This window comes from Frateuria sp. Soil773 (genome assembly GCF_001428405.1).
Lineage (GTDB): Bacteria > Pseudomonadota > Gammaproteobacteria > Xanthomonadales > Rhodanobacteraceae > LMSL01.
Genome location: NZ_LMSL01000039.1, coordinates 467,502 through 493,785 on the forward strand (window position 1 = coordinate 467,502; position 26,284 = coordinate 493,785).

A 26,284-nucleotide genomic window follows, 5' to 3' on the forward strand; every position below is an offset into this window, starting at 1 on the left:
CCGTAGCAACCGCGGAGGGACTGCATGCCTGCGACTCGCGCCATCCTGCCGATCGCCGCCTGGCCGGGCGCCGCGGGACCGGGCGCCGCGACGCACCGCCGCCTCCGCACCGCCCGTCTCCCTCTCGGCTTCCGGAGCCCCCATGCCTGAAATCGGCAAGAAGATCCCTGCCCTCAGCGGCACCACCGGCGGCGACGCCACCCTGAAACTCGGCAGCCTCAAGGGCCAGTGGGTAGTGGTGTATTTCTACCCCAAGGACAGCACGCCCGGCTGCACCACCGAGGCGCAGGGTTTCCGCGACCTCTATCCGCAGTTCCGCAAGCGCCATGCCGAGATCGTCGGCGTGTCGCGCGACTCGGTGAAATCCCACGCGAACTTCGCCGCCAAGCAGGCGCTGCCGTTCCCGCTGGTGTCCGACCCCGACGAGACCTGGTGCAAGGCGTTCGACGTGATCCACGAGAAGGTGCTGTACGGAAAACGTCACATGGGTATCGTACGAAGCAGCTTCCTGATCGATCCCGAGGGCAGGCTGGTGCAGGAATGGCGCAACGTGAAAGTCCCTGGCCACGCCCAGGCCGTGCTCGACGCCATCCCCGCCCGGTGAAGCCTGCCCCTCCTGTCCCGTTCGCCGCCTCGGCCGTTCCCTGCCGGGCGCGGCGCACGCCGGCCACCGGCCATCGCGGCCGGCATCGCGCGGCCCGCCTCAGGCCGCGCATCCGCACACTCCCAACCAGCGAGGCCCCTTCCGTATGACCGGAAGCAAGCGCATTTACGCTCTCGACACCAACGTCCTGCTGCATGACCCGACGTCGCTGTTCCGCTTCGAGGAGCACGACGTGTTCATTCCGATGACCGTGCTGGAGGAACTGGACGAGAAGAAGAAAGGCGGTTCGGAAGTCTCGCGCAACGGCCGCCAGGTCAGCCGCTTCCTCAACGAGCTGATCGTGCGCGGCAACGGCCACGGCATCAGCAACGGGCTGGAGCTGTCCAGCCCGCAGGGGGTCAACCTCAAGCGCGGCGCCGCGGTGGGCCGGCTGTACTTCCAGCAGCGCACCAGCAACAACCACGGCAAGGCGGACAACCTGATCCTGTCCGCGGTGATCGAGCTGCGCGACCAGAACCCCGAACGCTCGGTGATCCTGGTCACCAAGGACATCAACCTGCGCATCAAGGCCAAGATCTACGGCATCGACGCGGAGGACTACGAGAACGATCGCGCGCTGGACGATTTCGCCCTGCTCTACACCGGCTCCACCGAGCTGGCGGAGAACTTCTGGGACCAGCACCCGGAAGTGCAGTCGTGGAACGAGCGCGGCCGCACCTTCTACCGGCTCGACCGCCACGAGGACGAGGACTGGTACCCGAACCAGTGCCTGTTCCTGCCCGGCGACAACAGCGTCGAGCTGCGCGTGCTGCACGTGGACGAGACCGAGGCCACGCTGGTGCTGCTGGACGACCACAGCCACGCCAACCACAGCGTATGGGGCATCGCCGCGCGCAACCGCGAGCAGAACTTCGCGCTGAACGTGCTGATGGACCCGGACGTGGACTTCGTCACCCTGCTCGGCACCGCCGGCACCGGCAAGACCCTGCTCGCGCTGGCCGCGGGCCTGGCACAGGTGATGGACCAGCAGCGCTACCGCGAGATCATCATGACCCGCGCCACGGTCTCGGTCGGCGAGGACATCGGCTTCCTGCCCGGCACCGAGGAGGAGAAGATGACGCCGTGGATGGGCGCGCTCACCGACAATCTCGAAGTGCTCGCCAACCCCGAGGAGGGCGGCTCGTGGGGACGCCAGGCCACCAACGACCTGCTCGCCTCGCGCATCAAGATCCGTTCGCTCAACTTCATGCGCGGGCGCACCTTCCTGTCGCGCTACCTGATCATCGATGAGGCGCAGAACCTCACGCCCAAGCAGATGAAGACCCTGATCACCCGCGCCGGCCCCGGCACCAAGATCGTCTGCCTGGGCAACGTGGAACAGATCGACACGCCCTACCTCACCGAGACCACCTCGGGCCTCACCTACGCGGTGGACCGCTTCAAGCAATGGGAGCATTCGGCGCACATCACCCTGCGGCGCGGCGAGCGCTCGCGGCTGGCGGACTTCGCCTCGGAGGCGCTGTAGCGGCGTTCGTCGGGGCGGGGCTGCCGCGGCGGAACGAAGGCGGGAATCTTGGGCAGCAGGGCCTTTACGGGCCTTGCCGCGACTGGATTCCGGCCTGCGCCGGAATGACGATCAAGAGCCAGAGCATGAAAGCTGCCGCAAGCTCCATGCTCGTCATTCCGGCGAAGGCCGGAATCCAGCAACCCTCATGAAGACGATCAAGAGCCGGGGAGTGAAGGCTCCCGCAAGCTTTATGCTCGTCATTCCGGCGCAGGCCGGAATCCAGTGGAGGCCACGCCATGGACTGGCGACAACCTTGTGTCTACATGCTCGCCAGCGGGCGCAACGGCACGCTCTACGTCGGCGTCACCAGCCATTTGATCCAGCGGATCTGGCAGCACCGCAACGAAGTTGTCGGAGGCTTCACGTCCCGCTACCGCGTCCACGACCTGGTCTGGTACGAGCTTCACGAGACCATGGAATCCGCGATCCTTCGGGAGAAGCGGCTCAAGGAATGGAAGCGGGCCTGGAAACTGCGCCTGATCGAGGGCGCGAATCCCGAATGGCGCGACCTCTATCCGACGTTGCTGTGACTGGATTCCGGCCTGCGCCGGAATGACGAGCATGGGGCTTGCGGCAACCTTCACTGCCTAGCTAGCTCTTGATCGTCCCTGCTCTTGATCGTCCAGTCCTTGATCGTCATTCCGGTGCAAACCGGAATCCAGCAGTCGCCACGAAGACCATCAAGAACCCGGGAGTAAAGGCAACCGCAGGCTTCATGCTCGTCATTCCGGCGCAGGCCGGAATCCAGCAGTCGCCATGAAGACCATCAAGAACCCGGGAGTAAAGGCTGCCGCAGGCTTTATGCTCGTCATTCCGGCGCAGGCCGGAATCCAGCAACCGCCACGAAGCTGCAACCACCATCGATGCACACGCCCCCCGCCACGTCCCCCATCGCCCTCACCATCGCCGGCTCCGACTCCGGCGGCGGCGCCGGCATCCAGGCCGACCTGAAGACGTTCCACGCGCGCGGCGTGCACGGGCTGTCGGCGATCACCGCGATCACTTCGCAGAACACCCGCGGCGTCAGCGCCGTGCACCCGGTGCCGCAGGCACACCTGCGCAGCCAGTTGGCGGCCGTGTTCGACGATTTCCCGATCGCCGCAGTAAAGACCGGCATGCTCGGCCGCGCCGCGACCGCGCGGCTGGTGGCGCGCGAGATGGCGGCGCGCAAGCCGGCCTGGCTGGTGGTCGACCCGGTGATGATCGCCACCAGCGGCGCGCGCCTGCTCGACGAGGACGCCGTCGCGGCAATGGTCGAGGGGCTGATCCCGCTGGCCGACATCCTCACTCCCAACCTGCCCGAAGCGGAGGCCCTGCTCGGCCGGCGGATCCGCAAGCCCGGGGATTTCGACCGCGCCGGCGAGGCCCTGCTCGGCCTGGGCGCCGCGGGCGTGCTGCTCAAGGGCGGCCATGCGCAGGTGACCGGCAAGGCCGGGCGCGACGAGGTGGTGGACCGCTACTACGATGCCCGCGGCGTCATGGAACTGCGCCATGCCCGCCTTCCGGTGGAGGGGCACGGCACCGGCTGCACGCTGGCCTCGGCGATCGCGGCGGAGCTGGCCAAGGGCTGCGCGCCGCGCTCGGCGGTGCGCCGCGCGGTGGCCTACGTGCATCGCGCGCTGGCGCAGGGCTACCGCGCCGGCGGCGGTACGGTCCGCATCCTGCGGCATTGACCCTCGGAGACAGCGCAAACGCGGGGACGGCGCTATGCTGCGCGCCGTCCGGTTGTCGCACCGGGCTTGATTCCGCGCCACCGCATACTACTTCCTGCTGCAGGCATCGCCCGAGTCACCGATCGTCATGAACCTCCTTGGTCCCCGCTTCATCGTCTTCTGTATGCTGCTGGCGTTCGCGCTGTGCGTGTTGCTGGTGCACCTGCGCGGCCGCGCGCGGCTGCGCTTCGACCGCCAACTGGTCGACCACTCGGCGCTGTTCGCGCCGTACAACCTGCTGATGTACGCGTTCTCGGCGGTGCCGGCGCGGCCGATCCTGGACCGCCGCGGCTTTCCGCAACTGGACCTGCTGCAGGCGAACTGGCAGACGATCCGCGCCGAAGCGCTGCAGTTGTTCGACGAGGGCCATATCCGCGCCGCGGCCAAGCACAACGACGCCAGCTTCAACAGCTTCTTCAAGCAGGGCTGGAAGCGCTTCTACCTGAAGTGGTACGGCGAGCCGCTGGCTTCGGCCGAGGCGCTGTGCCCGCAGACGGTGGCGCTGCTGAAATCGATCCCCAGCGTGAAGGCGGCGATGTTCGCCCTGCTGCCGCCGGGCAGCAAGCTGAATCCGCACCGCGACCCGTTCGCCGGCTCGCTGCGCTATCACCTCGGGCTGATCACGCCCAATTCGGACGACTGCCGCATCTTCGTGGACGGCGAGGTGCACGCCTGGGGCGATGGCAAGGACGTGGTGTTCGACGAAACCTACGTGCACTGGGCCGAGAACCGCACCGACCAGACCCGGGTGATCCTGTTCGCCGACGTCGAGCGCCCGCTGCGCACGCGCTGGATGAGCGCCATCAACCATCGCGTCGGCGCCTTCATGGGCAGGATCACCGCCTCGCCCAACACCGACTCGGGCGCCGAGCAGGTGGGCTTCGTGAACCGCCTGTTCGCGCTGAACCAGCGCGGCCGCGAGCGCAACCGGGCGTTCAAGAAGAAGCACCCGAAGCTGTTCCGGGCCATCAAGTACGCGGGCATGCTGCTGCTGATCTGGCTGATCTTCCTGGCGCCCTGGCCGTTCTTCCGCTGAAGCGGCCTGTCACGTTCCGCGACGCCTGCGCGTCCTGGTGACGACCTTCCCACGGAGCGCCCCATGGACCCGCAAACCGCCCTGTTCCAGCAGCACCGCCAGCGCCTGTTCGGCCTGGCCTACCGCATGCTCGGCACGCCCGCCGACGCCGAGGATGCGCTGCACGACGCCTGGCTGCGCTGGCACGCGCAGGACACCGCCGCGCTGGACGACCCCGAAGCGTGGCTGGTCACCGTCACCACCCGCATCGCGCTGGACCGCCTGCGCCGGGCCAAGACCGAGCGCGAGCACTACACCGGCCCCTGGCTGCCCGAGCCGCTGGTGGAAGAGTCCGCGCCGGACGCCGGCGACGCGCCCGACGCGGCGCTGGAGCGCGACCAGACCCTCACGCTCTCCTTCCTCACCCTGCTCGAACGGCTGGGCCCGGACGAGCGCGCCGCCTTCCTGCTCAACGAAGTGTTCGACTACAGCCATGCCGAGGCGGCCGCCATCCTGGGCATCGCCGAGAACGCCTGCCGCCAGCGCGTGCATCGCGCCAAGGCGCGGCTGCGCGAGGGCCGCCCGCGCTTCAGCGTGGACGCCCAGGCCCAGCAGCGGCTGCTGCAGCGCTTCGTGGCCGCGATGGAACAACCCACGCTGGACTCGCTGCGCGCGCTGTTCGCCGAGGACGCCGTGCACATCGCCGACGGCGGCGGCGTGGTCCCGGCCACCCTGCGTCCGCTGCACGGCGCCGAACGGCTGGCGCGGCTGTACCGGCAGATCGCCCACAACACCCGCCTGGCGCCGCTGCGCTACGTGCCCGCCATGCTCAACGGCGTGCCCGCCCTGCTGCTGTTCACCGGCGACACGCTCACCACCGCGATGTGGATCGAGGTGGACGACGGCCGCATCGCCGCGATCCACGCCCTGCGCCACCCGGACAAGCTCGCCCGCCTGGGTGCGGTAACGAAACCGGCTCCTGCCGCGTCCTTGCATTGAACGGCCACTGCGGCCGCCAACCACGACAGGAGCTTTTCCATGACCCGCATTGCCCTCCAGCGCCACTACGCCGCCATGATGCCGCTCGTCCACATCGGCCAGCAGATCCGCGAGCGCGGCAAGCTGGATCCCAGGCTGGTCGAGCTGGTGCTGATGCGCTGCTCGCAGATCAACGGCTGCGCCTACTGCCTGGACATGCACAGCAAGGACGCCCGCGCGGCCGGCGAGACCGAGCAGCGCCTGTACCTGCTGCCGGCCTGGCGCGAAACCACGCTCTACAGCGAGAGCGAGCAGGCCGCCCTGGCCTACGCCGAAGAACTCACCGACCTGCCCTCGCGCGAATCGGTGCCCGATGCGCTGTATGACCAGTTGCGCCAGCACTTCGACGAGGCCGCTGTGGTCGACCTCACCCTGCTGGTCGTCACGATCAACAGTTGGAACCGCATCAACATCGCCTTGCGCACCGTCGGCGGAAACTACAAGCCCGGCCAGCACGGCTGAAGCCGCCGCCGTGGCGACGATCCGCCTCTACCGCCACCCGGACTGCGCGCGGTGCGCCCGCTTCGCGCGGTGGCACCACCGGCTGGACTGGCTCGGCCGCTTCGAGGATTCCACGACCGTCTCGCCGCTGGGCCCGCTGCGGGTGGGCGAGGTGGTGGTGGAAGACCTGCGCAGCGGCCGGACGCTGCGCGGGGCCGGGGGCTTCGCCCTGCTGTGCCGGCAGATCCCGGCGTACTGGCCGCTGCTGGCGGCCCTGCTCCTGCCCTCCGTACGGCGCGGCATCGACCGCGAATGGAGCGGCTGCGCCGGCGATCGTTGCGACGTCCGGTGACGCCGCGCCGGGGAAGGGGGGCTTGCCCGTCATTTTCCTGCGCGGCACCGGATCGAAGCGGGCTGCGGCGTAGCCGGTGGGTGTGCCGCGGGAGCAGCGCGCCGTCCGGTGCCTCGATGTCCGATGCGTTGAGGCGCTGGATCCCAGCCTTCGCTGGGATGACGGCACGGGTTTCGCTGGGATGACGGCATGGGGAGTGACGGACGATGACGGCATCGGGAGTGACGGACATGGAGGCGATGGCGGGCTGACGGGCATGAAGCCCGTTACCCAGCTTCCCCCGCATGCCCGATCCGGCCAGATCGTGCGCCCCCATGCCCGAACCGGCCGGATCGTACGTCCTGGCACGTCCGATCCGGCCGGTTCGGACGCCGCAACCGGGCCGCACGGCCATTCTTCCTCCCCGTCCACACACCCGGGGAGGAACCCATGTCCCATTCGTCATCCCTGCGCTGGCGCACGCCTGTCGCCGTACTGCTCGCCTCCGTCCTCGTCGCCGCATCCGCGGTCGTCCTGCTCAACCGGAAGGCGCTGCACATCGCCACCGGCTCGGTAAGCCTGTCGCTGTGCGCGGCGGCCTTCGTCTCCAAGGTCGATCCCGAGCGCGTCTTCGCCGAGGAACAGCGGCCGCTGATGGCCAGCATCGGCTGGGCCGTCCGCTACACGGTGGACCGCCCCCGCGGCGAGGTGCGCAGCAGCGTGCTGGGCCTGTTCCCCGCCCGGGCGGTGTACCGCAGAGGCCTGGGTTGCGTGGTCATGCACGGCGAAGGTCCGACGCCCGAGGCCGCGGGGCTGGCGGACGCCGACGTACCCGACGCCTTCGGCCCCGCCGTCGCCGAGCCCGCCGATCCGGCACTTCGCCACGCGCTCGACCTCGCCTTCGCCGAACCGGACCCGGCGCACCCGCGGCTGACCAAGGCGGTGGTGGTGCTGCACGACGGCAAGCTGGTGGCCGAGCGCTACGCCCCGGGCTACGGCCCGCAGACCCCGCTCTGGGGCCACTCGGTCACCAAGTCGGTGATCCAGGCGCTGATCGGCATCCTGGTGCGCCAGGGCCGGCTGCGGCCGGAGCAGCCCGCGCCGATCGCCGCCTGGGCCTCGCCGGCCGACCCGCGCCATGCCATCACCGTCGACCAACTGCTGCGCATGGACAGCGGCCTGCCCTTCGACGAGACCGATGGGCCGGTGAACCTGGCTACCCACATGTGGTACCGCGAGCCGGACACCGCCGCCTACGCGGCGAGCGTGCCGCTGGCGCACCCGCCCGGCACCGCCTGGGGCTACAGCAACCTCGGCTTCGCCCTGCTCTCGAAGCTGGTCGGCAACGCCACCGGCGGCACCGCAGCCGGTGCCGAGGGCTTCGCCCGCCGCGAGCTGTTTGCGCCGCTGGGCATGCATCACTCGGTGATCGAGACCGACGCCACCGGCACCCTGCTCGGCGCCGGCTTCATGTACGCCTCCGCCCGCGACTTCGCCCGTTTCGGACAGCTCTACCTGGACGACGGCGTGGTGGACGGCCGGCGCATCCTGCCGGAGGGCTGGGCCGCCTACGCCCGTTCGCAGACGCTGGACACCGGCTACGGTGCCGGCTTCTGGACCAACCTGGTGAACGAGGGCAGCGTGCCGGTCTGGGACGCGCCCTGGGGCATGCCGCAGCTGCCGAAGGACATGTTCTACGCCCGCGGCGCGTTCGGCCAGTACATCGTCATCGTGCCGTCCGAGCGCTTGGTGGTGGTACGGCTGGGCCTGACCGTGCAGGGCGGCGGTACCGGCATCGGCGACGCGGCGGCCGCGGTCATCGCCGCCCTGCACCGGCAGGAAACCGCGGAATGACCCGCTTTTTTCGCCCGTCACTCCTGCGCAAGCAGGAATCCAGCGTCTTTCGTTGCCCCACCTATTTCCTCGTCATCCCCACAAAAGTAGGAGGCGCTTTTCAACAGTCGAAGGGCTGGTCGTCCAGTGACTTGATACCTCCAACCAAAGGCACTGGGCCCCAGCTTTCGCTGGGGCGACGAGCCCTTAAGGCGATCAGGTAGCCGCGTAGCGCCGCCGGTAGCCGCTCGGCGTCTCACCCACCTGCCGCTTGAAGGCGGCGTTGAAGGTGGACTTGGACGTGAAGCCGCAGGCATAGGCCAGGTCGAGGATGGTGCGCGCCTCGGCAGGGTCGGCCAGCCGCGCGCGCACCGCCTCCACCCGCAGGCGGTTGACGTAGTCCCAGAAGCTGCCGCCCAGGCGTCGGTTGATCACCGCCGAGACCAGGTATTCCGGATAGCCGCTGCGCCGGGCGACCTGGCCGATGGTCAGCGCCGGCTCCAGGTACAGCGGCGACCCGCCTTCCATCAACTGCGCCAGCCGCGCCTCGACCGCCGCGTAGCGCGATTCGTCCGCCACCGGCGCCGCGGCGCCGCCCGCGTCCTCCGGACCGGGCGCCGCCATGGGCGTCGGCGGTTCCGCCTGCACCGGCGGCTGGCCCAGGCTGAACCAGCCCACCATGCACACCCACGCCGCCACCAGGCCGAACAGCAGCCCATAGTTGAACACCGGCAGGTAGACCAGCGCCTGCACGATGGCGAGGCACCAGATCGCTATCTGGAAACCGGCCATCGCATCGATCCAGCGCAGCGACAGGCGGTCGGCGTCGGAGCGGTGCTGGCGCAGCCGCCGGCGGTAGCCGTGCACCAGCGCCAGCGCAGCCACCACGTAGGACAGGCTGTAGAGGAACAGCGGCAGGTCGAACCAGGCGCCGACGCTGCGCTCGCCGGCGATCCAGCGCGCCGACAGCGCCTGCAGCCCCGTCTCGTCCATGGTCAGCACGTAGGCATTGAGCCCCAGCATCACGCAGAAGCCGGCCAGGTGCACCGCATCGCGCGGACGGAAGCCGCGCCCCTGGGTGAGCGCGCGCACGTACAGGAAGAACAGGCTGCCGTAGAGGAACGGGAACAGCGCGACGAAGCGGTAGGCGCGGAACCATTCCGGCGACAGCAGGTGCCAGTACAGCGCCTTCACCGCCAGGTCCACGCCGGTCAGCGCCACCCACACGGCAAGCAGGCGGTTGGCCTCGCGGTTGGCCGGCCGGCGCCACAGCGCCAGGCCCAGCAACCCGGCCTGCACGGCGGCGGCGAAGTACACGAAGGTCCAGAGCGTGAAAAGCATCGGGTGGGAGATGGGCGACGGGTGGCCGGCTGGGTGGCGATGCGCCCAATCCTAGCCGGCCGCCGGCGATCCCCAAAGCAAAAAGGCCGCGATCGAAGCCGCGGCCTTCGTGGACGTCCGAAGAGGAAGCTCAGCCCTTGACGCGCCGGGCGATCGCTTCGCCGAAGCTTTCCGTGCTGCCCTTGCCGCCCAGGTCCGGCGTCACGCTGTCGCGGTCGTTCGCCATGGTGTCGCGGATCGCGGCGCGCAGCCGGTTGCCCTTGTCCACCATGCCGAGGTGGTCGAGCATGTCGGCCGCGGCCAGCAGCAGCGCGCAGGGGTTGGCGATGCCCTTGCCGGCGATGTCCGGCGCCGAGCCGTGCACGGCCTCGAAGATCGCCGCGTGCTCGCCGATGTTGTCGCCCGGCGCCAGGCCGAGGCCGCCGACCAGGCCGGCGCACAGGTCGGAGAGGATGTCGCCGAACAGGTTGGTGGTGACGATCACGTCGAACTGCTCGGGACGCATCACCAGCTGCATGCAGGTGTTGTCCACGATCATCTCGTTGAACTCGATCTGCGGGTATTCCTTGGCCACCTCGCGGGCGACGTTGAGGAACAGCCCGGAGCTGGTCTTCATGATGTTCGCCTTGTGCACCGCGGTGACCTTCTTGCGGCCCTTCTTCACCGCCATCTCGAAGGCGTAGCGCACGATGCGGGTGCTGCCCTTGCGGGTATTGCGGATCATCGAGGTCGCCGTCTCGCCGTCCTCGGAGAGGACCTGGCCCTCGGCCAGGTAGGCGCCCTCGGTGTTCTCGCGCACGGTGATGATGTCGATGTTCTCGAAGCGTGCCTTGGTGCCCGGGAAGCTGATCGCCGGGCGCACGTTGGCGTACAGGTCGAAGTGGCGGCGCAGGGTCACGTTGATCGAGGTGAAGCCGCCTCCGATCGGCGTGGTGAGCGGGCCCTTCAGCGCCACCTTGTGCTCGGCGATCTTGTCCAGGGTGGCCTTGGGCAGCAGGTCGCCGTGCCTGTCCAGCGCGACCATGCCGGCATCGACGAAGTCGTAGGCCAGGCCGCAGTCCAGCGCATCGAGCACGCGCAGCGTGGCGGTCATGATCTCCGGGCCGATGCCGTCGCCCGGGATCACCGCGATGGTCTTGCTCATGGGGAAAACTCCTTGGGAAGGGAATCGGGCGGGCCGCGCCGCGGGGGATCGCGCGCTGGCCGCAGGCCGTCGATTATCGCCGAGGCGGCTGCGGGCGAACAGTGAAGGCCTCCGCCAAGGCGTTGAAAATACTCGCACGCAGCGTTGCAAAACCTCGCATGCCCGGCGCCGCGGAAGGCGCCCGCGGTTCAGCTCAGGCGTGGTCGGCGCAGCCTTCGGCGCCGGCGTCGCCCGCTTCCAGCCGGTCGAGGAAATCCACCGCCCGGCGCAGGTGCGGGATCACGATGGAGCCGCCCACCACCAGGCCCACGCTGAACGTCTCGAAGAATTCCTCGCGGTTCACGCCCGCCTCCTTGCACTGCGCCACGTGGTAGCTGATGCAGTCGTCGCAGCGCAGCACCATCGAGGCGACCAGGCCGAGCAGTTCCTTGGTCTTCACGTCCAGCGCGCCGGGCTTGTAGGTCTGCGTGTCCAGCGCGAAGAAGCGCCGCACCACCTGGTTGTCCTCGGCCAGGATGCGCTCGTTCATGCGCTGGCGGAACGCGGTGAACTCGGCGACGCGGTCGCCGCCCTTGCCGGCGCCGTCCCGGTCGGCACCGCTCATGCCGCTTCCCCCAGCAACTGCGCCAGCTTGCCGCTGCGCTCGGCCGCGACCAGGTCGTCGAAGCCGCCCACGTGCTGGTCGTTGATGAAGATCTGCGGCACGGTGCGGCGGCCGCCGCTGCGCTCCAGCATCGTGCCGAGCTGGCCCGGATCGGTATCGATGCGCACCTCGCTCCACTCCAGCCCCTTGGACTTGAGCAGGTTCTTGGCCGCCACGCAGTACGGGCATACCGCGGTGGAATAGATCTCGATCTTGGGCATCGCGCCTCTCCAGTCTTGCAGAAACCAGGCCTCCCAAATGGGGCCGCCGGGACGCCGGCTCAAGCGGCCGGCACGGAACCGACCGCGCAGGCCGCGGTCCGAATGCTATTGTCGCTCACCTATGCCCATGGCACGACCCGCTATCCGCCTGCTGACCCTGCTGACCGCCGCCGGCCTGGCCTTCGGCGCCGGCGCCCAGGAAGATATCCGGCTGCCCGACCTGGGCAGCTCGGCCAACGCCCTGCTGTCGCCGCAGGACGCGCAGAACTACGGCGCGGCGATGCTGCGCGAGATGCGCTCGATGGACATGGTGGTCGACGACGCCCTGCTCGACGACTACTTCAACGACCTCGGCTACCGCCTGGTGGCCGGCAGCGACAAGCCGAAGGAGCATTTCTCCTTCTTCGTGGTGAAAGACCCGGAAATCAACGCGTTCGCCGCGCCCGGCGGCTACATCGCGGTCAATTCCGGCCTGATCGCGATCACCCGCAGCGAAAGCGAGCTGGCCGGCGTGATGGCGCATGAGATCGGCCACATCACGCAGAACCACCTGCAGCGCGCGTTCGAGGCCTCCAAGAAGGACGCGCCGCTGATGGCGCTGATCCTGCTCGGCGCCATCGCCGCGGGCGCCGGCGGCAACAGCGGCGACGCCGGCATGGCGGTGCTCGCCGGCGGCCAGGGGCTGATCGCGCAGCGGTCGATCAACTTCACCCGCAAGGACGAGGTCGAGGCCGACCGCGTCGGCATCCAGACCCTGGCCAACGCCGGCTTCGACCCGCGCGCCATGGCGTCGTTCTTCGAGCGCATGCAGGACACCCTGCGCGCCGGCTCCGGCGGCAGCAGCGACGTGCCCGAGCTGCTGCAGACCCATCCGGTGACGCTGGCGCGCATCAGCGACGCCAAGTCGCGCGCCAACGCCCTGCTGGAACAGCAGAAGCTGCGCCCGACCGCTTCCACGCTCACCCGCAGCCAGTGGGAAAAGGCCACCGCGCCGATCCCCTACGTGAAGGATCCTTCCGCACTGGCGCCGCCGCCGCACCGGCCCGGCTCGGTCGACACCTACGCGCTGATGCGCGAACGCGCCCGGGTGCTGGCCGGCGACGCGTCGCAACTGGCGCTCTACTACGGCTCCAACCTCGCCAAGCGGCAGGACTTCGACACCGTCGCCAACCGCTACGGCTACGCGCTGGCGCTCATGCGCAGCGGCCGCGGCAGCGACGCCGTGAACCAACTGCAGCCGCTGCTGCAGGCCCATCCCGGCAACCAGGTGCTGCAACTGGCGATGGCCGACGCGAAGCTGCAGGCCGGACGGCGCGCCGAGGCGCTGGCGCTGTACGGCGATCTCAACGCCCGCTCGCCGCGCAACCGGGCCATCGCGCTCGCCTATGCCAAGGCGCTGATCGCCGACGACGGCAAGAGCCAGGCCAGCACCGCCGCCGGCCTGCTGCGCCCGATGCTGGACAACGCCGACGAGCCGGACATCTACCGCACCTATGCGCGCGCCAGCGACAAGGCCGGCGACCCGGTGCGCGCGGGCGAGGCGTTCGCCGACGCCAGCTACCTGTCCGGCCGCCCGTTCGACGCGATGGAACAGCTCAAGCGCCTGCTCAAGCGCGACGACCTGGACTACTACGCACGGGCGCGCATCCAGGCGCGCATCGCCGACCTCACCCCGCTGGTGATGGAACTGCGCAAGCGCAAGGTGCAGACCGAGGACAACCCCGACGGCCGCAGCCAGCCGTTGCGCAACGGCCAATTGCGCAACGGCAAGGACGCATGCGTCCAGCGGCTGTGCTTCGGCGTGGACGGCGGTCCGGGCTGACGCTACGGAGCACGCGCCCGCCGGCATGTGACGGCGACCGCGCGCCATGTCATCGCCGCGTAACATAAGACCGCTGCAATATAAGCGTCACAGGCCACCTGAGCGGGACCTACGCGTGCACAAACGCATCTTGATCGTCGAAGACGAAGCTTCGATCCGCGACATGGTCGCCTTCGCCCTGCGCAAGGCCGGCATGGACGCAGCCCAGGCCGCCGACGCGCGCGCCGCGCAACTGGCCATCGCCGAGCAGGTGCCCGACCTGATCCTGCTCGACTGGATGCTGCCGGGCATGAGCGGGCTGGAACTGGCCCGGCGCCTGCGCAAGGAGGAACTGAGCCGGGAGATCCCGATCATCATGCTCACCGCGCGCGGCGAGGAGATGGACCGGGTCAACGGCCTGGAGGCGGGCGTGGACGACTACGTCATCAAGCCGTTCTCCACCCGCGAGCTGATCGCCCGCATCAAGGCGGTGCTGCGGCGCAGCCAGGGCGACGACGGCTCGGGCATGGTCGAGCTCGGCGGCCTGCGCATCGACGGCCCGGCGCACCGCGTGTTCGCCGGCGACGACGCGGTGGCGATCGGCCCCACCGAATACCGCCTGCTCTACTTCTTCATGACCCATCCCGAGCGCGTCTACTCGCGCGCGCAACTGCTCGACCACGTCTGGGGCGGCAGCGTCTACGTGGAGGAGCGCACCGTGGACGTGCACATCCGCCGCCTGCGCAAGACGCTCGAACCCTGGAAGCTCGACGAGATGGTGCAGACCGTGCGCGGCTCCGGCTACCGCTTCTCCGCCAGCGTCTGAGGCGATGGACGCGGTCCGCTTGCGGCTCGCGGGGCTTTTGCCGATGCTTGAAGGCCGCAAACCCGCCGACGGCGACCCGTGCTGACCACGCCTCCCGCGTCCACCTGGAAACTGCCGGCCGCCCTGGCCGCCGGACTCGCCGGCGGCGCCCTGCTCGGCTGGCTGGCCGGCGGCCATGCGACGGCCGGCCTCGCCATCGCCGCCGTCGCGGAAATCGTCTTGCTGCTGACCCGAATCGGTCATGGAGCGCGGCCCATGATGCGCTCTCCGCCTGAAATCAGCCCTTTGCAGCATGACCGTTTCATGACGCGCTCCCGCCGCCTCGCCTCCAGTCTGCGCGACCTGCGCAGCGCCGCCGGCAACCTGCCGGACGCCGTCGTCCTGCTCGACCAGGACCAGCACGTGCGCTGGTTCAACCATGCCGCCGAGGAACTGCTCGGCCTGCGCCGCCCGCAGGACCGCGGCGCGCACCTGCACGAGCGCCTGGGCGCCTCGGAGCTGTCCGACTGGCTGCAGGAAGGCGCGCACGAGCCGCTGGTCGACGTCGCCGCGCCGGGCCGTCCGAACAGCCACCTCAGCGTCACCCTGCTGCCGTTCGGCCGCCGCCAGCGCCTGCTGCTGGCGCGCGACATCAGCCACCTGACCCGGCTGGAGCAGATCCGCCGCGACTTCGTGGCGAACGTGTCGCACGAGCTGCGCACGCCGCTGACGGTGATCCACGGCTACCTCGAACTGCTCGACCCGGAGGACGTGCCGGACCTGGCCCCGGTGCTCGGCGAGATGCGCGCGCAGTCCAAGCGCATGGGCCAGATCGTCGAGGACCTGCTCACCCTGTCGCGGCTGGAAACGCAGGACCGCCTGGCCGAGGAACGCGTGCAGATGGCCCCGCTGCTGGCGACCATCCGCAAGGAGGCCGAGGCGCTGAGCCAGGGCCGCCACCGCATCGCCGTCGAATCCACCGCCGAGGCCGACCTGCTCGGCTCGCCCAAGGACCTGCACAGCGCGCTGTCCAACCTGGTCAGCAACGCCGTGCGCTACACGCCGAGCGGCGGCAGCATCGCGATCCGCTGGAAGCGCGAGGCCGACGGCGCGGCGTACTCGGTCAGCGACACCGGCTTCGGCATCCCGGCCAGCCACCTGGCGCGGCTGACCGAGCGCTTCTACCGGGTGTCGTCCAGCCGTTCGCGCGACAGCGGCGGCACCGGGCTGGGCCTGTCGATCGTCAAGCACGTGCTGAACCTGCACCAGGCGCGGCTGACCATCGAGAGCGTGCCCGGCCAGGGCTCCACCTTCACCTGCCACTTCGGCGCCGAGCGCCTGCTCGCGCCCGGCGGCAACGACGACGCCTGAACGCTCGCGGCGTTGCCGCATGTGCGGCGCCGCCACATCGGCCAGAATGGGACATGGCCCGCAAACCCCTCTCAAGCCCCGCCGTGCCCGCTCCACCCGCCGTCGCCGACCTGGCCGCGCCCGAGCTGTTCTTCAGCCGCGAGCTGGCCGCGCTGGAGTTCAATTTCCGCGTGCTGGCGATGGCCCGCGACGCTGCCGTGCCCCTGTTGGAACGCCTGCGCTACCTGAGCATCGTCGCCAACAACCTGGACGAGTTCTTCGAGGTGCGCGTGGCGATGCTCAAGCACCACCACGCCTACGGCTCGGCCGCCCCGGGGCCCGACGGGCTCGCCTCCGGCGAGCTGCTCAGCCGCATCCGCCAGCGCGTGCTCGACCTGGTCACCGAGCAGTACGCCACCTGGCAGGACGAACTGGGCCCGCAACTGGAGGCCGAGGGCATCCGCTTCCTCACCCGCGACCGCTGGGAACCGCGCCAGCGGCGCTGGCTGCAGGGCTACTTCGAGCAGGAAGTGCTGCCGGTGCTGTCGCCGCTGGGGCTGGACCCGGCCCATCCGTTCCCGCGCATCCTCAACAAGACGCTGAACATCGCGGTGGTGCTGAAGGGCCGCGACGCGTTCGGCCACGAGGGCCACATGGCGCTGGTGCGCGCGCCGCGCTCGCTGCCGCGGATCATCCGGCTGCCCGCCGAGGTGGCCGGCGGCGGCAACGACTTCGTGTTCCTCGCCGAGCTGCTGCAGGCATTCGTCGACCTGATGTTCCCGGGCTTCAAGGTGGTCGGCTCGTACCAGTTCCGGGTCACCCGCAACAGCGAGCTGATCGTCGAGGAAGCCGAGGTGGAAAACCTTGCCCGCGCGCTCAGCGAGGAACTGGTCGGCCGCGGCTACGCGCGCCCGGTGCGGCTGGAGATCGCCAACGACTGCCCGCGCGCGATCACCCAGATGCTGGTCGGCAACTTCGAGCTGGACGCGGCCGACGTCTACCGCTGCGACGGCCCGGTCAACATCATCCGCGCCGGGCTGGTCTACGACTGGCTGGACCGTCCCGACCTGAAGTTCCCGCGCTTCAACCCGCGCATCCCGGCCGAGGTCGAGCCGGGCAAGTGCATGTTCGACGTGATCGGCCAGCGCGACGTGCTGCTGCACCACCCGTACGAGAGCTTCGCCGCGGTGGTGGACCTGCTGCGCCAGGCCACCGCCGACCCGAACGTGCTGGCGATCAAGCAGACCCTGTACCGCGCCGGCGAGGACACCCCGCTGGTCGACCTGCTGGTGGAAGCCGCGCGCAACGGCAAGGACGTCACCGTGGTGATCGAGCTGCGCGCGCGCTTCGACGAGGAGGCCAACATCCGCCTCGCCACGCGCCTGCAGGAGGCCGGCGTGCAGGTGGTGTACGGCGTGGTCGGCTACAAGACCCACGCCAAGATGATGCTGATCGTGCGCCGCGAGGGCGACGCGCTGCGCCGCTATGTGCACCTGTCCACCGGCAACTACCACCAGGCCAACAGCCGCATGTATACCGACATCGGATTGATGACGGCGAACGCGGAGATCGGCGAGGACCTGCACAAGGTGTTCCAGCAGTTGTCCGGCCTGGGCCCGATGATCAGCCTGAAGCGCCTGCTGCATTCGCCGTTCACGCTGTACAAGAGCGTGGTCGAGAAGATCGAGCGCGAGACCGCGCACGCGCGGGCCGGCCGCCCGGCGCGGATCGTCGCCAAGCTCAACGCGCTGAACGAGGCGCACGTGATCGAGGCGCTGTACCGGGCCTCGCAGGCCGGCGTGGAAGTGGACCTGATCGTGCGCGGCGCCTGCACGCTGCGGCCGGGCCTGCCCGGCGTCTCCGAGCGCATCCGGGTGCGCTCGATCGTCGGCCGCTTCCTCGAGCACGCCCGCGTCTACTGGTTCGCCAACGACGGCCAGCCGGAGCTGTACTGCGCCAGCGCCGACTGGATGGAACGCAACCTGATGCGGCGCATCGAGGTGGCCTTTCCCATCCTCGACCCGCCGCTGGCCGCGCGGGTGTTCGAGGAGACCCTCGCCAACGGGCTCGCCGACAACACCCAGGCCTGGCTGCTCGGCAGCGACGGCCGCTACACGCGCGCCACGCCCGGCGGCCACCCGCCGCACAGCGCGCAGCAGACGCTGCTGAACCGGATCTGCGGTTGAACGCACCGGCGACCGCCGCCGTGCGTCGCACGGGCCGATGCCGCATGCGAAAATCCGCGCCTCGACCACCAAGGAACCATGCATGAGCCTGGGCGACCAGATGCAGATCCGCGACGGCGAACTGATCGCCGCCGTGGACATGGGATCGAACAGCTTCCACATGGTGGTGGCGCGGGTGGAACACGGCGAACCGCGGGTGATCGACCGGCTGCGCGATACCGTGCGCATGGCCGCCGGCCTGCGCTCGGACGGCACGCTCGACGCCGAGCGCCGTGCCCGCGCGCTCAACTGCCTCGCCCGCTTTGGCCAGCGCATCGCCGGCATTCCCTCGCTGCGGGTGCGCGCGGTCGCCACCAACACGGTGCGCCGGCTGGCCTCGCCGCAGGCCTTCCTCACCGCCGCCGAGGCCGCGCTGGGCCATCCGGTGGAGATCGTCTCCGGGCGCGAGGAAGGCCGCCTGATCTTCCTCGGCGCCGCGCACGACCTGCCCGCCTCGCGCGAGCCGCGGCTGGTGATCGACGTCGGCGGCGGCAGCACGGAATTCATCATCGGCCGCGGCCTCGCGCCGCTGCACACCGAAAGCGTGCAGGCCGGCTGCATCGCCTCCACCCTGCGCTTCTTCCCCGGCGGCAAGCTCAACCGCAAGCGCTGGCAGCGCGCCCGCAGCGAGTTGGGCGTGTTGCTGCAGCAGTTCACCGAGGAATATCGCGAGGCCGGCTGGCACGAGGCGTTCGGCTCGTCCGGCTCGGCCAAGGCGATCGACGCGGTGGTGCAGGCGATGAAGCTGTCCGACGACGGCATCACCCCGGCCGCCCTGGCCGCGCTGCGTGACACCCTGATCGACCAGGGCCAGATCGGCAACCTCAAGCTGCCCGGGCTGGCCGAGGACCGCGCGCCGGTGTTCGCCGGCGCGGTGGCGATCTTCGAGGCGGCCTTCGAGGCCCTGGGCATCGACCGGCTGCGCGTGTGCGAAAGCTCGATGCGCGAAGGCCTGCTGTGGGACCTGCTCGGCCGCGCCGGCGGCAGCGACCCGCGCACCGCCAGCATCGACTCGCTCGCCGCCCGCTACGGCGTGGACCGCGCCCAGGCGCGGCGGGTGGAATCCACCGCGCTGCAACTGTTCGACCAGGCCGCGCGGGCCTGGAAGCTCGACCAGGAAGACCGCGAATGGCTGTCGTGGGCCTCGCGCGTGCACGAGATCGGCCTCGCCATCGCGCACAGCCAGCACCACCACCACGGCTCCTACATCCTGCGCCACGCCGACCTGGCCGGCTTCTCGCGGCAGGAGCAGCAACTGCTGGCCGCGGTGGTCGAGATGCACCGGCGCAAGCCGGACAAGGGGCTGATATCGGCATTGCCGCAGCGCTACCGCTCGGTGGCCCGGCACATCACCGCGCTGCTGCGGCTGGCGGTGCTGTTCCGCCGCGCGCGGCGCGCCGAGTCGCTGCCGCCGATGAAGCTGACCGCCACCAGCCAGCGGCTGAAGCTGGCCCTGCCGGCGGCGTGGCTGGAGCAGCATCCGCTCAGCGAGGCCGACCTGGAGCAGGAACAGGCGCCGATGGCCGAACTCGGGCTGACGCTGGAACTGTCGTCGATGTAGCGCGCCGCCGGCCCGCTTAAGCACAGCCTCATTCCAGCCGCGTATCATGTCCGTCCGCCTTCACTGCCGCAGCGCCGCCATGTCCCGACTCACGTTCGCCACGTTGTTGCTGACCCTGCCGCTCGCGCTGGCGGCGCAGACGGCCAAGCCGGATACGGCGACGGCCGCCGTCGCGAAACCGCAGGTGCTGCTGCACACCAGCCAGGGCGACATCACGCTGGAGCTGTATCCGGACAAGGCGCCCAAGAGCGTCGCCAACTTCCTGCAATACGTGCACGACGGCTTCTACAGCGGCACCGTGCTGCACCGCTCCATCCCCGGCTACCTGGTGCAGGGCGGCCTGTACACCCGCGACCTGCAGCCCAAGCGCACCCACTCGGCGATCGCCAGCGAGGCCGACAACGGCCTGTCCAACCTGCGCGGCACGGTAGCCGTGGCGCGCGGCGCGGACCCCAACTCCGGCACCGCGCAGTTTTTCTTCAACCTGGTCGACAACCGCCGGCTCGACTACGTCGGCAGCCAGAGCGGGCTGACCTGGGGCTACGCCGTGTTCGGCAAGGTCACCAAGGGCATGGACGTGGTCGACAAGATCGCCGCCCTGCCTACCCGCGCGCTCGGCCCGTTCGCCGGCGACGTGCCCAACCCGCTGGTGGTGATCGACAGCGCCAGCGTCATCGGCGAGGAAGCCCCAGCCGCCGCCTCCAGCAGCAAGTCGCCCGCGGCGGCCGACACCGCGGACAAGGCCGCCGCTCCCGCCAAGCCGGGCAGGAAATCCGGCAAGAAGCCCGGCAAGGCCAAGGGGTGAGCATGCCGGCGTCCACGCTGTTCATCTCCGACCTGCACCTGGACGACAGCCGCCCGCAGATCACCGACCTGTTCGAGCGCTTCCTGGCCGGCGACGAAGTGCGCGCAGCCGATGCCCTCTACATCCTCGGCGACCTGGTCGAGGCCTGGATCGGCGACGACGACGACGCCGAACTGCCCGCGCGCATCGCCCGCGCCACCCGCGCGGTGAGCGACGCCGGCGTGCCGGTGTACTTCATGGTGGGCAACCGCGACTTCCTGCTGGGCGAATCCTTCGCTAGGCGCGCCGGCCTGACCCTGCTCGACGACGGCACCGTGCACGCCGTGCAGGGCCGGCCCACCCTGTTGATGCACGGCGACGTGCTGTGCACCGACGACCTCGCCTACCAGGCCGTGCGCCGGCAGGTGCGCACGCCCGAATGGCAGGCGCAGATCCTCGCCATGCCGCTGGAAGCCCGCCGCTCCTTCGCCGCCAAGGCCCGCGAAGACAGCCGCGCGCACACCGGCAGCACCATGGAAACCATCATGGACGTCAACGCCGACGCCGTCGCGCAAGCCATGCGCAGCGCCGGCGTCACCCGCCTGATCCACGGCCATACCCACCGCCCCGCCGTGCACGACTTCCAGCTCGACGGCGCACCCGCGCAGCGCATCGTGCTGGGCGACTGGTACGAACACGGCTCCGTGCTGCGCGTGACGCCCGCGGAAATCGAGCTGCGCGGCCTGGCGGTGGAGTAAGAAGCCCGAGTCCCGCTTCGCTCGCATCGAGGATCACGACAGAAGCGCCAGACTTTCGACGATGGAAGCACGCTGGTTCGAGTCCAGCTTCGGGCGCCATTTTCAAACGACTTCTCCCACCCTCGCGCGATGGGGAAATCCTGGAACCCGGCAAAAACCCATCACCGCCATTCCCCTCGCCAGATACGCAAAACGCCCCACGAAGGGGCGTTTTGCGTATCTGGCGGAGAGGGGGAAAGAGTCCCCTTCAACCCGCCAAGCCCTTGTGCCGCTTGACCTGCCGGAAAGTTTGACCTCCGATGTTGACCAGGTACGCGAAGGCCATTACGGCAGTCCAATGATGGACCAGACAGCCGCTTAGGCAGCAACTGACCCACCCCCGACAACAGGGCCATCAGCCGGTAGAGATTCCGACCTTTTTTGGCACCTGGGAATTCGCTTGGGCCCCGTGTTCTCGGGCGAATTCCGCAGGGGTTTTCCACGCCAGTGCAGTGTGGGGGCGCTCCTCGTTATAAAAAGCGCCGCCACACCTCGATTTTGCTCCGCGCATCCCTGAGCGACAAGAACCAGTGCTCGTTCAGGCACTCCTGCCGCAGTCGGCCGTTGAAGCTTTCCACCAGCGCGTTATCGGTCGGCGTGCCGCGTCGGGAAAAGTCCAGTTCCACACCGTTCTCATAAGCCCAACGGTCCATCACCTTGCCGGCAAACTCGCTGCCGTTATCGACCTTGATCGCTGCCGGCCTGCCGCGTTGAGCCACCAGACGTGCCATCGCTTCGGCCACATGCTCGCCGCGTAGCGACTGGTCGACGACGATATCCAGGCATTCGTGAGTGAAGTGATCCAGCACCGTCAGCAGCCGAAAGCGACGGCCATCGAACAGCGCGTCACTGACGAAGTCCATGCCCCACAGCGTGTTGGGGGCAGTGGCCACCTTGATCGGCTGCCGACGACGCGCGCTGCGACTCCGCCGCGGCCGGCAATGCCGCAATGACAGGCCTTCTTCCTTGTGGATGCGATGTACCCGCTTGTGGTTATCCCGCCAAGGTCGCACAACGGATTGATCGTGCGCGCGGTATCACACCACTCGCACTGGATGCGCTGGCCTGACGATGCGCGCGATACGAATGCCCTCGACCCTGCCGTTTCGCGCGCTCCTGGTGGGCGGCATGATCGTTGGCGCGCTGCTGGGTATCGCGGCGAGCACGAATCGGTCGGCCTCAACCGCCGTATCGCCCCTCAGCTCCAACGACACATCACCTCCATCGCGAGAGGGACCGCCCTGGCTCTATGGCCGCATCGAGGCTCGCTTCAGCGTGATCGAGTACGCCGACCTGGAGTGTCCGTACTGCCGCGCCTACTTTCCGGTGCTCAAGCGCTGGGTCGATGTGCACCCCGATGTGAACTGGCAATGGCGGCATCTGCCGCTGGCCATGCACGAACCTGCCGCCACGGCGGACGCAAGGCTTGCCGAATGCGCGGGCGAGGCGGGTGGAACCGAGGCGTTCTGGAAGACCATCGCATGGATCTATGCGAACACTCGCGGCGGCGGTCAGGGTTTGCCGCGCGACATGCCCTATCCCGATCTCACGCCCGCCATGCAGCGCTGCCTTGCCAGTAATCGCCCCAATGCTTTGATCCGCGTGCACCTCGCGAGGCAGCGGCTCACAACGTAACCGCAACACCGACCGTTCTTGTGCTGGACCATCAGTCAGGCCAGATACTCATGCTCCCAGGGCCCATCGAAGGCGATGTACTGCTGTCGGCCATCGATTGGCTGGTTGGTGATCGACCCGCCACGTTACCGATCAAGCCGTCACCTCCGTAGTCGACGCCTCTCACCTCTCTTCGACTGCCGAGCGACGGTATCCGCGCACACCGTGCGCGTAGGGGAATCCCCATAAGAATCGTTGGCAGTGTCCTATGCCTGTGCTCGATGGGCACGCTCTACATTAGTAGACCTACTGGGAATCCAGTGGATGGAACAGGGGAAGTGGGGATGTTGAAGCGTTCGCTGGCGACGACAGTCGCCTTGGTGCTGTGTGCCGGATGGACGTCGCGGTCACCAGCCGAAATTCCAAGTTTGGAAGGGTTCAACGTTACCGGAAGCTGCATCCGGGGCAGTATCAGGCATGCCGGCGTCCAGTATGTCGTTTGCGGGGACGGAGGCACCTTCGACAATCGCGAGCCGCCGGAAAGGCCTGAACGAACCCATGGCAGCGCGGGTTATCACCCCCCGGAAACTGTCGAGAACAAAGGTGACTCGACCGTCTACCTAAATGCAGCCGCTCCGAGCGGCTGCAACAAGAGGACGAAAACGCCCTTGAGTGGCGCCGATCCGGTGATTTTCTCCACCGGCAACGAGGTGACCTCGGAGACCGACTTCACCAGTGTCGGCGAGATGGGGTTGTCGCTGACCCGCACCTACAACTATTTCTGGAACGGCATCGGTCTCTTCGGCCGGCGCTGGCTCAGCGACTACGACTACAAGCTGCTGTTCACCACGAACGATCCAGCCTCTCCCTGCTACCCGCGTCCCGGCAACAGCGTTTGTGATCCCGCCTTCAAGCCGATCTGGGCACAGCGCCCGGATGGCCGCCTGATCAAGTTCAACTACGCCAGCTCGCCCGCGCCCGGCTGGTACGAGGACAAGCCGTCCCCCATCGCCAAGATCCTCAAGTCGGGCAGCACCTATGTGCTCTACAGCGAAGACCATACCGTCGAGGTGTATGACGCAGCCGGCCTCCCGTCAAGCCTCCAGAACCGGCAGGGCTTCGGCTGGACGTTCCGGTACAACAGCGGCCACTACCTTACAAGGGTGACGCATACTTCCGGTCGCCACGTGGACTTCACCTGGACCGATGGACGCCTCACCCAGGTCACCGATCCGGCCGGTCATGCTTACACATATAGTTACAAGACGTTGCCGGTCTCGACCTCGAACATTGCGGACCCGGTGTCGCAGCCGTCCACCGCCGCCATGGTCAGCGCGGGAGATGTCGGGGTGCACCCGATGCTGCTGCCCCCGCACGATCCGCGCCACGACGATCCGCCGCCGCTGCCGCCAACACCGCCGATCAACTCGATGGTGGCCCTGCTGACGGGAACGGTCCAGCCCGGCGCGATCCCCACGCGGATCACCTACCACTACGAGGATACGCGCTTCCCGACCGCGCTGACTGGCCGGACGATCAACGACGTACGCCAGTCTTGGATCGCCTACGACGCCAATGGCCGTGCCGCCGAGACCAAGTTGGCCGGCAACGTGGAGCGCTACCAGTTCAGCTACGTGCTCGACCCGAACGGCAACGTCCAGAAGACGACCGTCATTAACCCGTTGAACAAATCGACCACCTACAGCTTCGATGCCAACGGCAACGATACTGGGGTGGAAGAATCAAAGTCGACGAGCTGCCCGTTGGCGGTCAAGGCCGCGCATTACGACAGCAATGGTTATCTGGACGCATCCACTGACTTCCTGGGGCGCGTCACGACATTCGACTTCGACGCCAAGGGACAACTGCAGGAACAAGTGGAGAACGCCAACGCCACGGATGCAAGCCAGCGGCGCGTCACCAGCTACACGTGGGACGCCGACAACCGCATGACCAAGGAAACCGTGGTCGGCGACCACGAGATCAGCTACTTCTACAGCGGCGCCGGCGATCGCCTGTCCTCGGTGACGGTCAAGAACCTCTCCGGCAAGGTGGCGGCAAGCCAGGGGCAGACGCGCACGACAACCTACACCTACGCCACCTCGCCCAACGGCATGGTAACGTCGATGGTGGTGGATGGTCCATTGACCGGCAGCGGTGATGCGATCACCTCCACCTACTCGCCCACCGGCGACCTGCTGACGGTCAAGAACAGTCTCGGGCAGGCGACCACCTACGACGGCTACGACAATCTCGGCCGCCCCCGCTTTATCACCGGACCCAATGGCGACAAGGCGGGTTATATCTACGATGTCCGAGGTCGCCTGATTGAAATGCAGACCTACCGCAACGGCGTCACGCAGTACACGTACTACGAATACGACGGCTTCGGCCGGCTCGCCAAGGTGACGCAGCCGGACGGGCAGTACCACGGCTATCAGTACGACGCCGCAGGTCGGCTCGTCTCCGAGTACGAGCCCGAAGCCGGTGGCACCTTCGCGCAGACGGTCTACACCTACAACGCCATGTCGTTGCCAACATCGATCACCACCCAGCGAGTGTTCCGCGAACCTCTGCGCGGAACGGCGCCATGAAGGGACGCACCCGCGTGGCTTGAAAGCTCGACGGTTTCCAGCCGAGTGCTGGCATCGGATCAAAATCCATAGAAGGGGTGTGCCTCGATTTTTCACGAGGCGCGCCGAAGGGGAAAGGCATGCAAGCAGGGATGAGGATGGGCGGATTTGCGCGCTGGGCAGGATCGTTGCTGTGCCTATGGTGCGTGATGGTTGCGTGGTCCACGGTCGCCTGGGCGGGAACCGGGCCGGTCAAGGTGAAGCCTAAGAGCCCCGCCAGCCCCAACGGGCAATGCACGACGTGCGATCCGGACAATCCGCCCGGGCCGCCGACAACGACCCCTCACGTCGATTCCGAGTTCATCGGCCAGACCGTCGCGACCACAATGATCGCGGGGACGACGCAGACCGTCACCGTCCAGTTCAAGAACAAAGGCTCCACGCCGTGGACTGCCGCTACCGGGTTTCGCCTCGGCACGTTGCTGGACAGCACCTGGGGTATGGATCATGTCGACCTATCGACCACGGTCAATCACCTGCAGATCGCGACCTTTACGTTTTCGATCCGCACCCCCTCCACACCGGGGAACTACGCGTTCCAGTGGATGATGGAGCACGATGGCGTCGGGTTCCTGGGCCAGCCCGGGGTTGGGGTGCACATTGAAGTGCTCGCGCCCGCGAAGGGCACCCTGTCCTCTTCGTTGAACCCGTGCAATATCCCGGCGGGAAGCACCACCTGCACGTCTATCGTCTCGTGGACGTCCAACCGCCCGAATACCGAGATCTGGCTCACCGAACTGGACGGTAGCAACCTGTCGCTCGTCTCCAGTTCAGGGGGAAAGCTGACCGGTAACGACACGATCAACTGGATCTGGGCCGGCGGC

At 68.5% G+C, this 26,284-nt stretch carries 22 protein-coding genes, 1 tRNA gene and 2 pseudogenes; 20 read left to right on the top strand and 5 right to left on the bottom strand.

Annotated elements, in window-relative coordinates:
• The first annotated feature begins 142 nt into the window (after nucleotides 1–142).
• The 9 genes from ASG87_RS14040 to ASG87_RS14080 all read left to right on the top strand — a co-directional run bounded on the left by ASG87_RS14040 (nucleotide 143) and on the right by ASG87_RS14080 (nucleotide 8,562).
• Complete coding sequence (locus ASG87_RS14040) at nucleotides 143–604, top strand: peroxiredoxin (protein ID WP_056006280.1); 462 nt, start codon at nucleotides 143–145, stop codon at nucleotides 602–604.
• Between the two features lie 145 nt (nucleotides 605–749).
• On the top strand, nucleotides 750–2,129 hold the full coding sequence (locus ASG87_RS14045; RefSeq protein WP_056006284.1) for a PhoH family protein: 1,380 nt from the start codon (nucleotides 750–752) through the stop codon (nucleotides 2,127–2,129).
• 278 nt (nucleotides 2,130–2,407) lie between these two features.
• Complete coding sequence (locus ASG87_RS14050; RefSeq protein WP_056006287.1) at nucleotides 2,408–2,701, top strand: GIY-YIG nuclease family protein; 294 nt, start codon at nucleotides 2,408–2,410, stop codon at nucleotides 2,699–2,701.
• 333 nt (nucleotides 2,702–3,034) lie between these two features.
• Nucleotides 3,035–3,844, top strand: coding sequence for a bifunctional hydroxymethylpyrimidine kinase/phosphomethylpyrimidine kinase (gene thiD, locus ASG87_RS14055; RefSeq protein WP_056006290.1), 810 nt, complete (start codon nucleotides 3,035–3,037; stop codon nucleotides 3,842–3,844).
• Nucleotides 3,845–4,007: 163 nt separating this feature from the next.
• Complete coding sequence (locus ASG87_RS14060; RefSeq protein WP_235499660.1) at nucleotides 4,008–4,919, top strand: aspartyl/asparaginyl beta-hydroxylase domain-containing protein; 912 nt, start codon at nucleotides 4,008–4,010, stop codon at nucleotides 4,917–4,919.
• A gap of 63 nt (nucleotides 4,920–4,982) precedes the next feature.
• Complete coding sequence (gene sigJ, locus ASG87_RS14065) at nucleotides 4,983–5,897, top strand: RNA polymerase sigma factor SigJ (protein ID WP_056006296.1); 915 nt, start codon at nucleotides 4,983–4,985, stop codon at nucleotides 5,895–5,897.
• 39 nt (nucleotides 5,898–5,936) lie between these two features.
• Complete coding sequence (locus tag ASG87_RS14070) at nucleotides 5,937–6,398, top strand: carboxymuconolactone decarboxylase family protein (RefSeq protein WP_056006299.1); 462 nt, start codon at nucleotides 5,937–5,939, stop codon at nucleotides 6,396–6,398.
• Nucleotides 6,399–6,408: 10 nt separating this feature from the next.
• Nucleotides 6,409–6,729: a hypothetical protein gene (locus ASG87_RS14075; protein ID WP_056006302.1), complete on the top strand. Its 321-nt coding sequence runs from the start codon at nucleotides 6,409–6,411 to the stop codon at nucleotides 6,727–6,729.
• Between the two features lie 429 nt (nucleotides 6,730–7,158).
• The gene (locus tag ASG87_RS14080) at nucleotides 7,159–8,562 is read left to right on the top strand and encodes a serine hydrolase (protein WP_056006305.1); all 1,404 of its coding nucleotides are present in this window, start codon (nucleotides 7,159–7,161) and stop codon (nucleotides 8,560–8,562) included.
• A gap of 195 nt (nucleotides 8,563–8,757) precedes the next feature.
• Here ASG87_RS14080 and ASG87_RS14085 read toward each other — a convergent pair whose 3' ends face one another.
• From ASG87_RS14085 to grxC, 4 genes are all read right to left on the bottom strand, one after another.
• Nucleotides 8,758–9,882 carry an AraC family transcriptional regulator gene (locus tag ASG87_RS14085; RefSeq protein WP_056006308.1) on the bottom strand — a complete coding sequence of 375 codons (1,125 nt, stop codon included), beginning with the start codon at nucleotides 9,880–9,882 and terminating at the stop codon, nucleotides 8,758–8,760.
• Nucleotides 9,883–10,012: 130 nt separating this feature from the next.
• Complete coding sequence (locus tag ASG87_RS14090) at nucleotides 10,013–11,026, bottom strand: isocitrate dehydrogenase (protein WP_056006311.1); 1,014 nt, start codon at nucleotides 11,024–11,026, stop codon at nucleotides 10,013–10,015.
• 193 nt (nucleotides 11,027–11,219) lie between these two features.
• Nucleotides 11,220–11,630: a carboxymuconolactone decarboxylase family protein gene (locus ASG87_RS14095; protein WP_056006314.1), complete on the bottom strand. Its 411-nt coding sequence runs from the start codon at nucleotides 11,628–11,630 to the stop codon at nucleotides 11,220–11,222.
• A complete protein-coding gene (grxC, locus tag ASG87_RS14100) occupies nucleotides 11,627–11,890 on the bottom strand; it encodes a glutaredoxin 3 (RefSeq protein WP_056006318.1) in 264 nt (87 codons plus the stop codon). The genes ASG87_RS14095 and grxC overlap by 4 nt, the downstream gene beginning before the upstream one ends.
• 121 nt (nucleotides 11,891–12,011) lie before the next feature.
• Here grxC and ASG87_RS14105 point away from each other — a divergent pair, with 121 nt between their 5' ends.
• The 8 genes from ASG87_RS14105 (at nucleotide 12,012) to ASG87_RS20245 (ending at nucleotide 21,273) form a co-directional block, all read left to right on the top strand.
• Nucleotides 12,012–13,712: a M48 family metalloprotease gene (locus ASG87_RS14105; RefSeq protein WP_082582979.1), complete on the top strand. Its 1,701-nt coding sequence runs from the start codon at nucleotides 12,012–12,014 to the stop codon at nucleotides 13,710–13,712.
• A 115-nt stretch (nucleotides 13,713–13,827) separates the two neighbouring features.
• A complete protein-coding gene (phoB, locus tag ASG87_RS14110; RefSeq protein ID WP_056006325.1) occupies nucleotides 13,828–14,517 on the top strand; it encodes a phosphate regulon transcriptional regulator PhoB in 690 nt (229 codons plus the stop codon).
• A gap of 255 nt (nucleotides 14,518–14,772) precedes the next feature.
• Entirely contained in the window at nucleotides 14,773–15,867 is a 1,095-nt protein-coding gene (gene phoR, locus ASG87_RS14115) for a phosphate regulon sensor histidine kinase PhoR (protein WP_235499661.1), read from the top strand.
• Nucleotides 15,868–15,920: 53 nt separating this feature from the next.
• The gene (ppk1, locus tag ASG87_RS14120) at nucleotides 15,921–18,032 is read left to right on the top strand and encodes a polyphosphate kinase 1 (protein ID WP_056006327.1); all 2,112 of its coding nucleotides are present in this window, start codon (nucleotides 15,921–15,923) and stop codon (nucleotides 18,030–18,032) included.
• Between the two features lie 82 nt (nucleotides 18,033–18,114).
• Entirely contained in the window at nucleotides 18,115–19,632 is a 1,518-nt protein-coding gene (locus ASG87_RS14125; protein WP_056006331.1) for a Ppx/GppA phosphatase family protein, read from the top strand.
• Between the two features lie 79 nt (nucleotides 19,633–19,711).
• Complete coding sequence (locus tag ASG87_RS14130) at nucleotides 19,712–20,437, top strand: peptidylprolyl isomerase (protein WP_056006334.1); 726 nt, start codon at nucleotides 19,712–19,714, stop codon at nucleotides 20,435–20,437.
• 2 nt (nucleotides 20,438–20,439) lie between these two features.
• Nucleotides 20,440–21,174, top strand: coding sequence for a UDP-2,3-diacylglucosamine diphosphatase (locus tag ASG87_RS14135; protein WP_056006336.1), 735 nt, complete (start codon nucleotides 20,440–20,442; stop codon nucleotides 21,172–21,174).
• A gap of 3 nt (nucleotides 21,175–21,177) precedes the next feature.
• Nucleotides 21,178–21,273 (top strand) — tRNA-Arg (locus tag ASG87_RS20245).
• 295 nt (nucleotides 21,274–21,568) lie between these two features.
• Here the strand turns inward: ASG87_RS20245 and ASG87_RS14140 are convergent.
• Nucleotides 21,569–22,217 (bottom strand): annotated as a pseudogene (locus tag ASG87_RS14140) (IS3 family transposase); the annotation flags it as partial.
• Between the two features lie 82 nt (nucleotides 22,218–22,299).
• Between ASG87_RS14140 and ASG87_RS14145 the strand changes: the two are divergent.
• The 3 genes and pseudogenes from ASG87_RS14145 to ASG87_RS14155 all read left to right on the top strand — a co-directional run.
• Nucleotides 22,300–23,000, top strand: a pseudogene (locus ASG87_RS14145) (thioredoxin domain-containing protein).
• A 171-nt stretch (nucleotides 23,001–23,171) separates the two neighbouring features.
• Complete coding sequence (locus ASG87_RS14150; protein WP_162258371.1) at nucleotides 23,172–25,421, top strand: DUF6531 domain-containing protein; 2,250 nt, start codon at nucleotides 23,172–23,174, stop codon at nucleotides 25,419–25,421.
• A 119-nt stretch (nucleotides 25,422–25,540) separates the two neighbouring features.
• Nucleotides 25,541–26,284, top strand: a 744-nt coding sequence (locus ASG87_RS14155) for a hypothetical protein (RefSeq protein ID WP_235499654.1), incomplete at its 3' end; no start/stop codon positions are given.

Excerpts from the sequence above, each read along its gene's own strand:
- ASG87_RS14125 (WP_056006331.1), top strand. The coding sequence starts at position 18,115 with ATGAGCCTGGGCGACCAGATGCAGATCCGCGACGGCGAACTGATCGCC.
- ASG87_RS14080 (WP_056006305.1), top strand. The coding sequence starts at position 7,159 with ATGTCCCATTCGTCATCCCTGCGCTGGCGCACGCCTGTCGCCGTACTG.
- ASG87_RS14060 (WP_235499660.1), top strand. The coding sequence starts at position 4,008 with ATGCTGCTGGCGTTCGCGCTGTGCGTGTTGCTGGTGCACCTGCGCGGC.
- ASG87_RS14095 (WP_056006314.1), bottom strand. The coding sequence starts at position 11,630 with ATGAGCGGTGCCGACCGGGACGGCGCCGGCAAGGGCGGCGACCGCGTC.
- ASG87_RS14050 (WP_056006287.1), top strand. The coding sequence starts at position 2,408 with ATGGACTGGCGACAACCTTGTGTCTACATGCTCGCCAGCGGGCGCAAC.
- phoR (WP_235499661.1), top strand. The coding sequence starts at position 14,773 with ATGATGCGCTCTCCGCCTGAAATCAGCCCTTTGCAGCATGACCGTTTC.
- ASG87_RS14090 (WP_056006311.1), bottom strand. The coding sequence starts at position 11,026 with ATGAGCAAGACCATCGCGGTGATCCCGGGCGACGGCATCGGCCCGGAG.
- ASG87_RS14150 (WP_162258371.1), top strand. The coding sequence starts at position 23,172 with ATGTTGAAGCGTTCGCTGGCGACGACAGTCGCCTTGGTGCTGTGTGCC.
- ASG87_RS14105 (WP_082582979.1), top strand. The coding sequence starts at position 12,012 with ATGCCCATGGCACGACCCGCTATCCGCCTGCTGACCCTGCTGACCGCC.
- sigJ (WP_056006296.1), top strand. The coding sequence starts at position 4,983 with ATGGACCCGCAAACCGCCCTGTTCCAGCAGCACCGCCAGCGCCTGTTC.
- thiD (WP_056006290.1), top strand. The coding sequence starts at position 3,035 with ATGCACACGCCCCCCGCCACGTCCCCCATCGCCCTCACCATCGCCGGC.
- ASG87_RS14085 (WP_056006308.1), bottom strand. The coding sequence starts at position 9,882 with ATGCTTTTCACGCTCTGGACCTTCGTGTACTTCGCCGCCGCCGTGCAG.
- grxC (WP_056006318.1), bottom strand. The coding sequence starts at position 11,890 with ATGCCCAAGATCGAGATCTATTCCACCGCGGTATGCCCGTACTGCGTG.
- ASG87_RS14070 (WP_056006299.1), top strand. The coding sequence starts at position 5,937 with ATGACCCGCATTGCCCTCCAGCGCCACTACGCCGCCATGATGCCGCTC.
- ppk1 (WP_056006327.1), top strand. The coding sequence starts at position 15,921 with ATGGCCCGCAAACCCCTCTCAAGCCCCGCCGTGCCCGCTCCACCCGCC.
- ASG87_RS14040 (WP_056006280.1), top strand. The coding sequence starts at position 143 with ATGCCTGAAATCGGCAAGAAGATCCCTGCCCTCAGCGGCACCACCGGC.
- ASG87_RS14135 (WP_056006336.1), top strand. The coding sequence starts at position 20,440 with ATGCCGGCGTCCACGCTGTTCATCTCCGACCTGCACCTGGACGACAGC.
- ASG87_RS14045 (WP_056006284.1), top strand. The coding sequence starts at position 750 with ATGACCGGAAGCAAGCGCATTTACGCTCTCGACACCAACGTCCTGCTG.
- ASG87_RS14130 (WP_056006334.1), top strand. The coding sequence starts at position 19,712 with ATGTCCCGACTCACGTTCGCCACGTTGTTGCTGACCCTGCCGCTCGCG.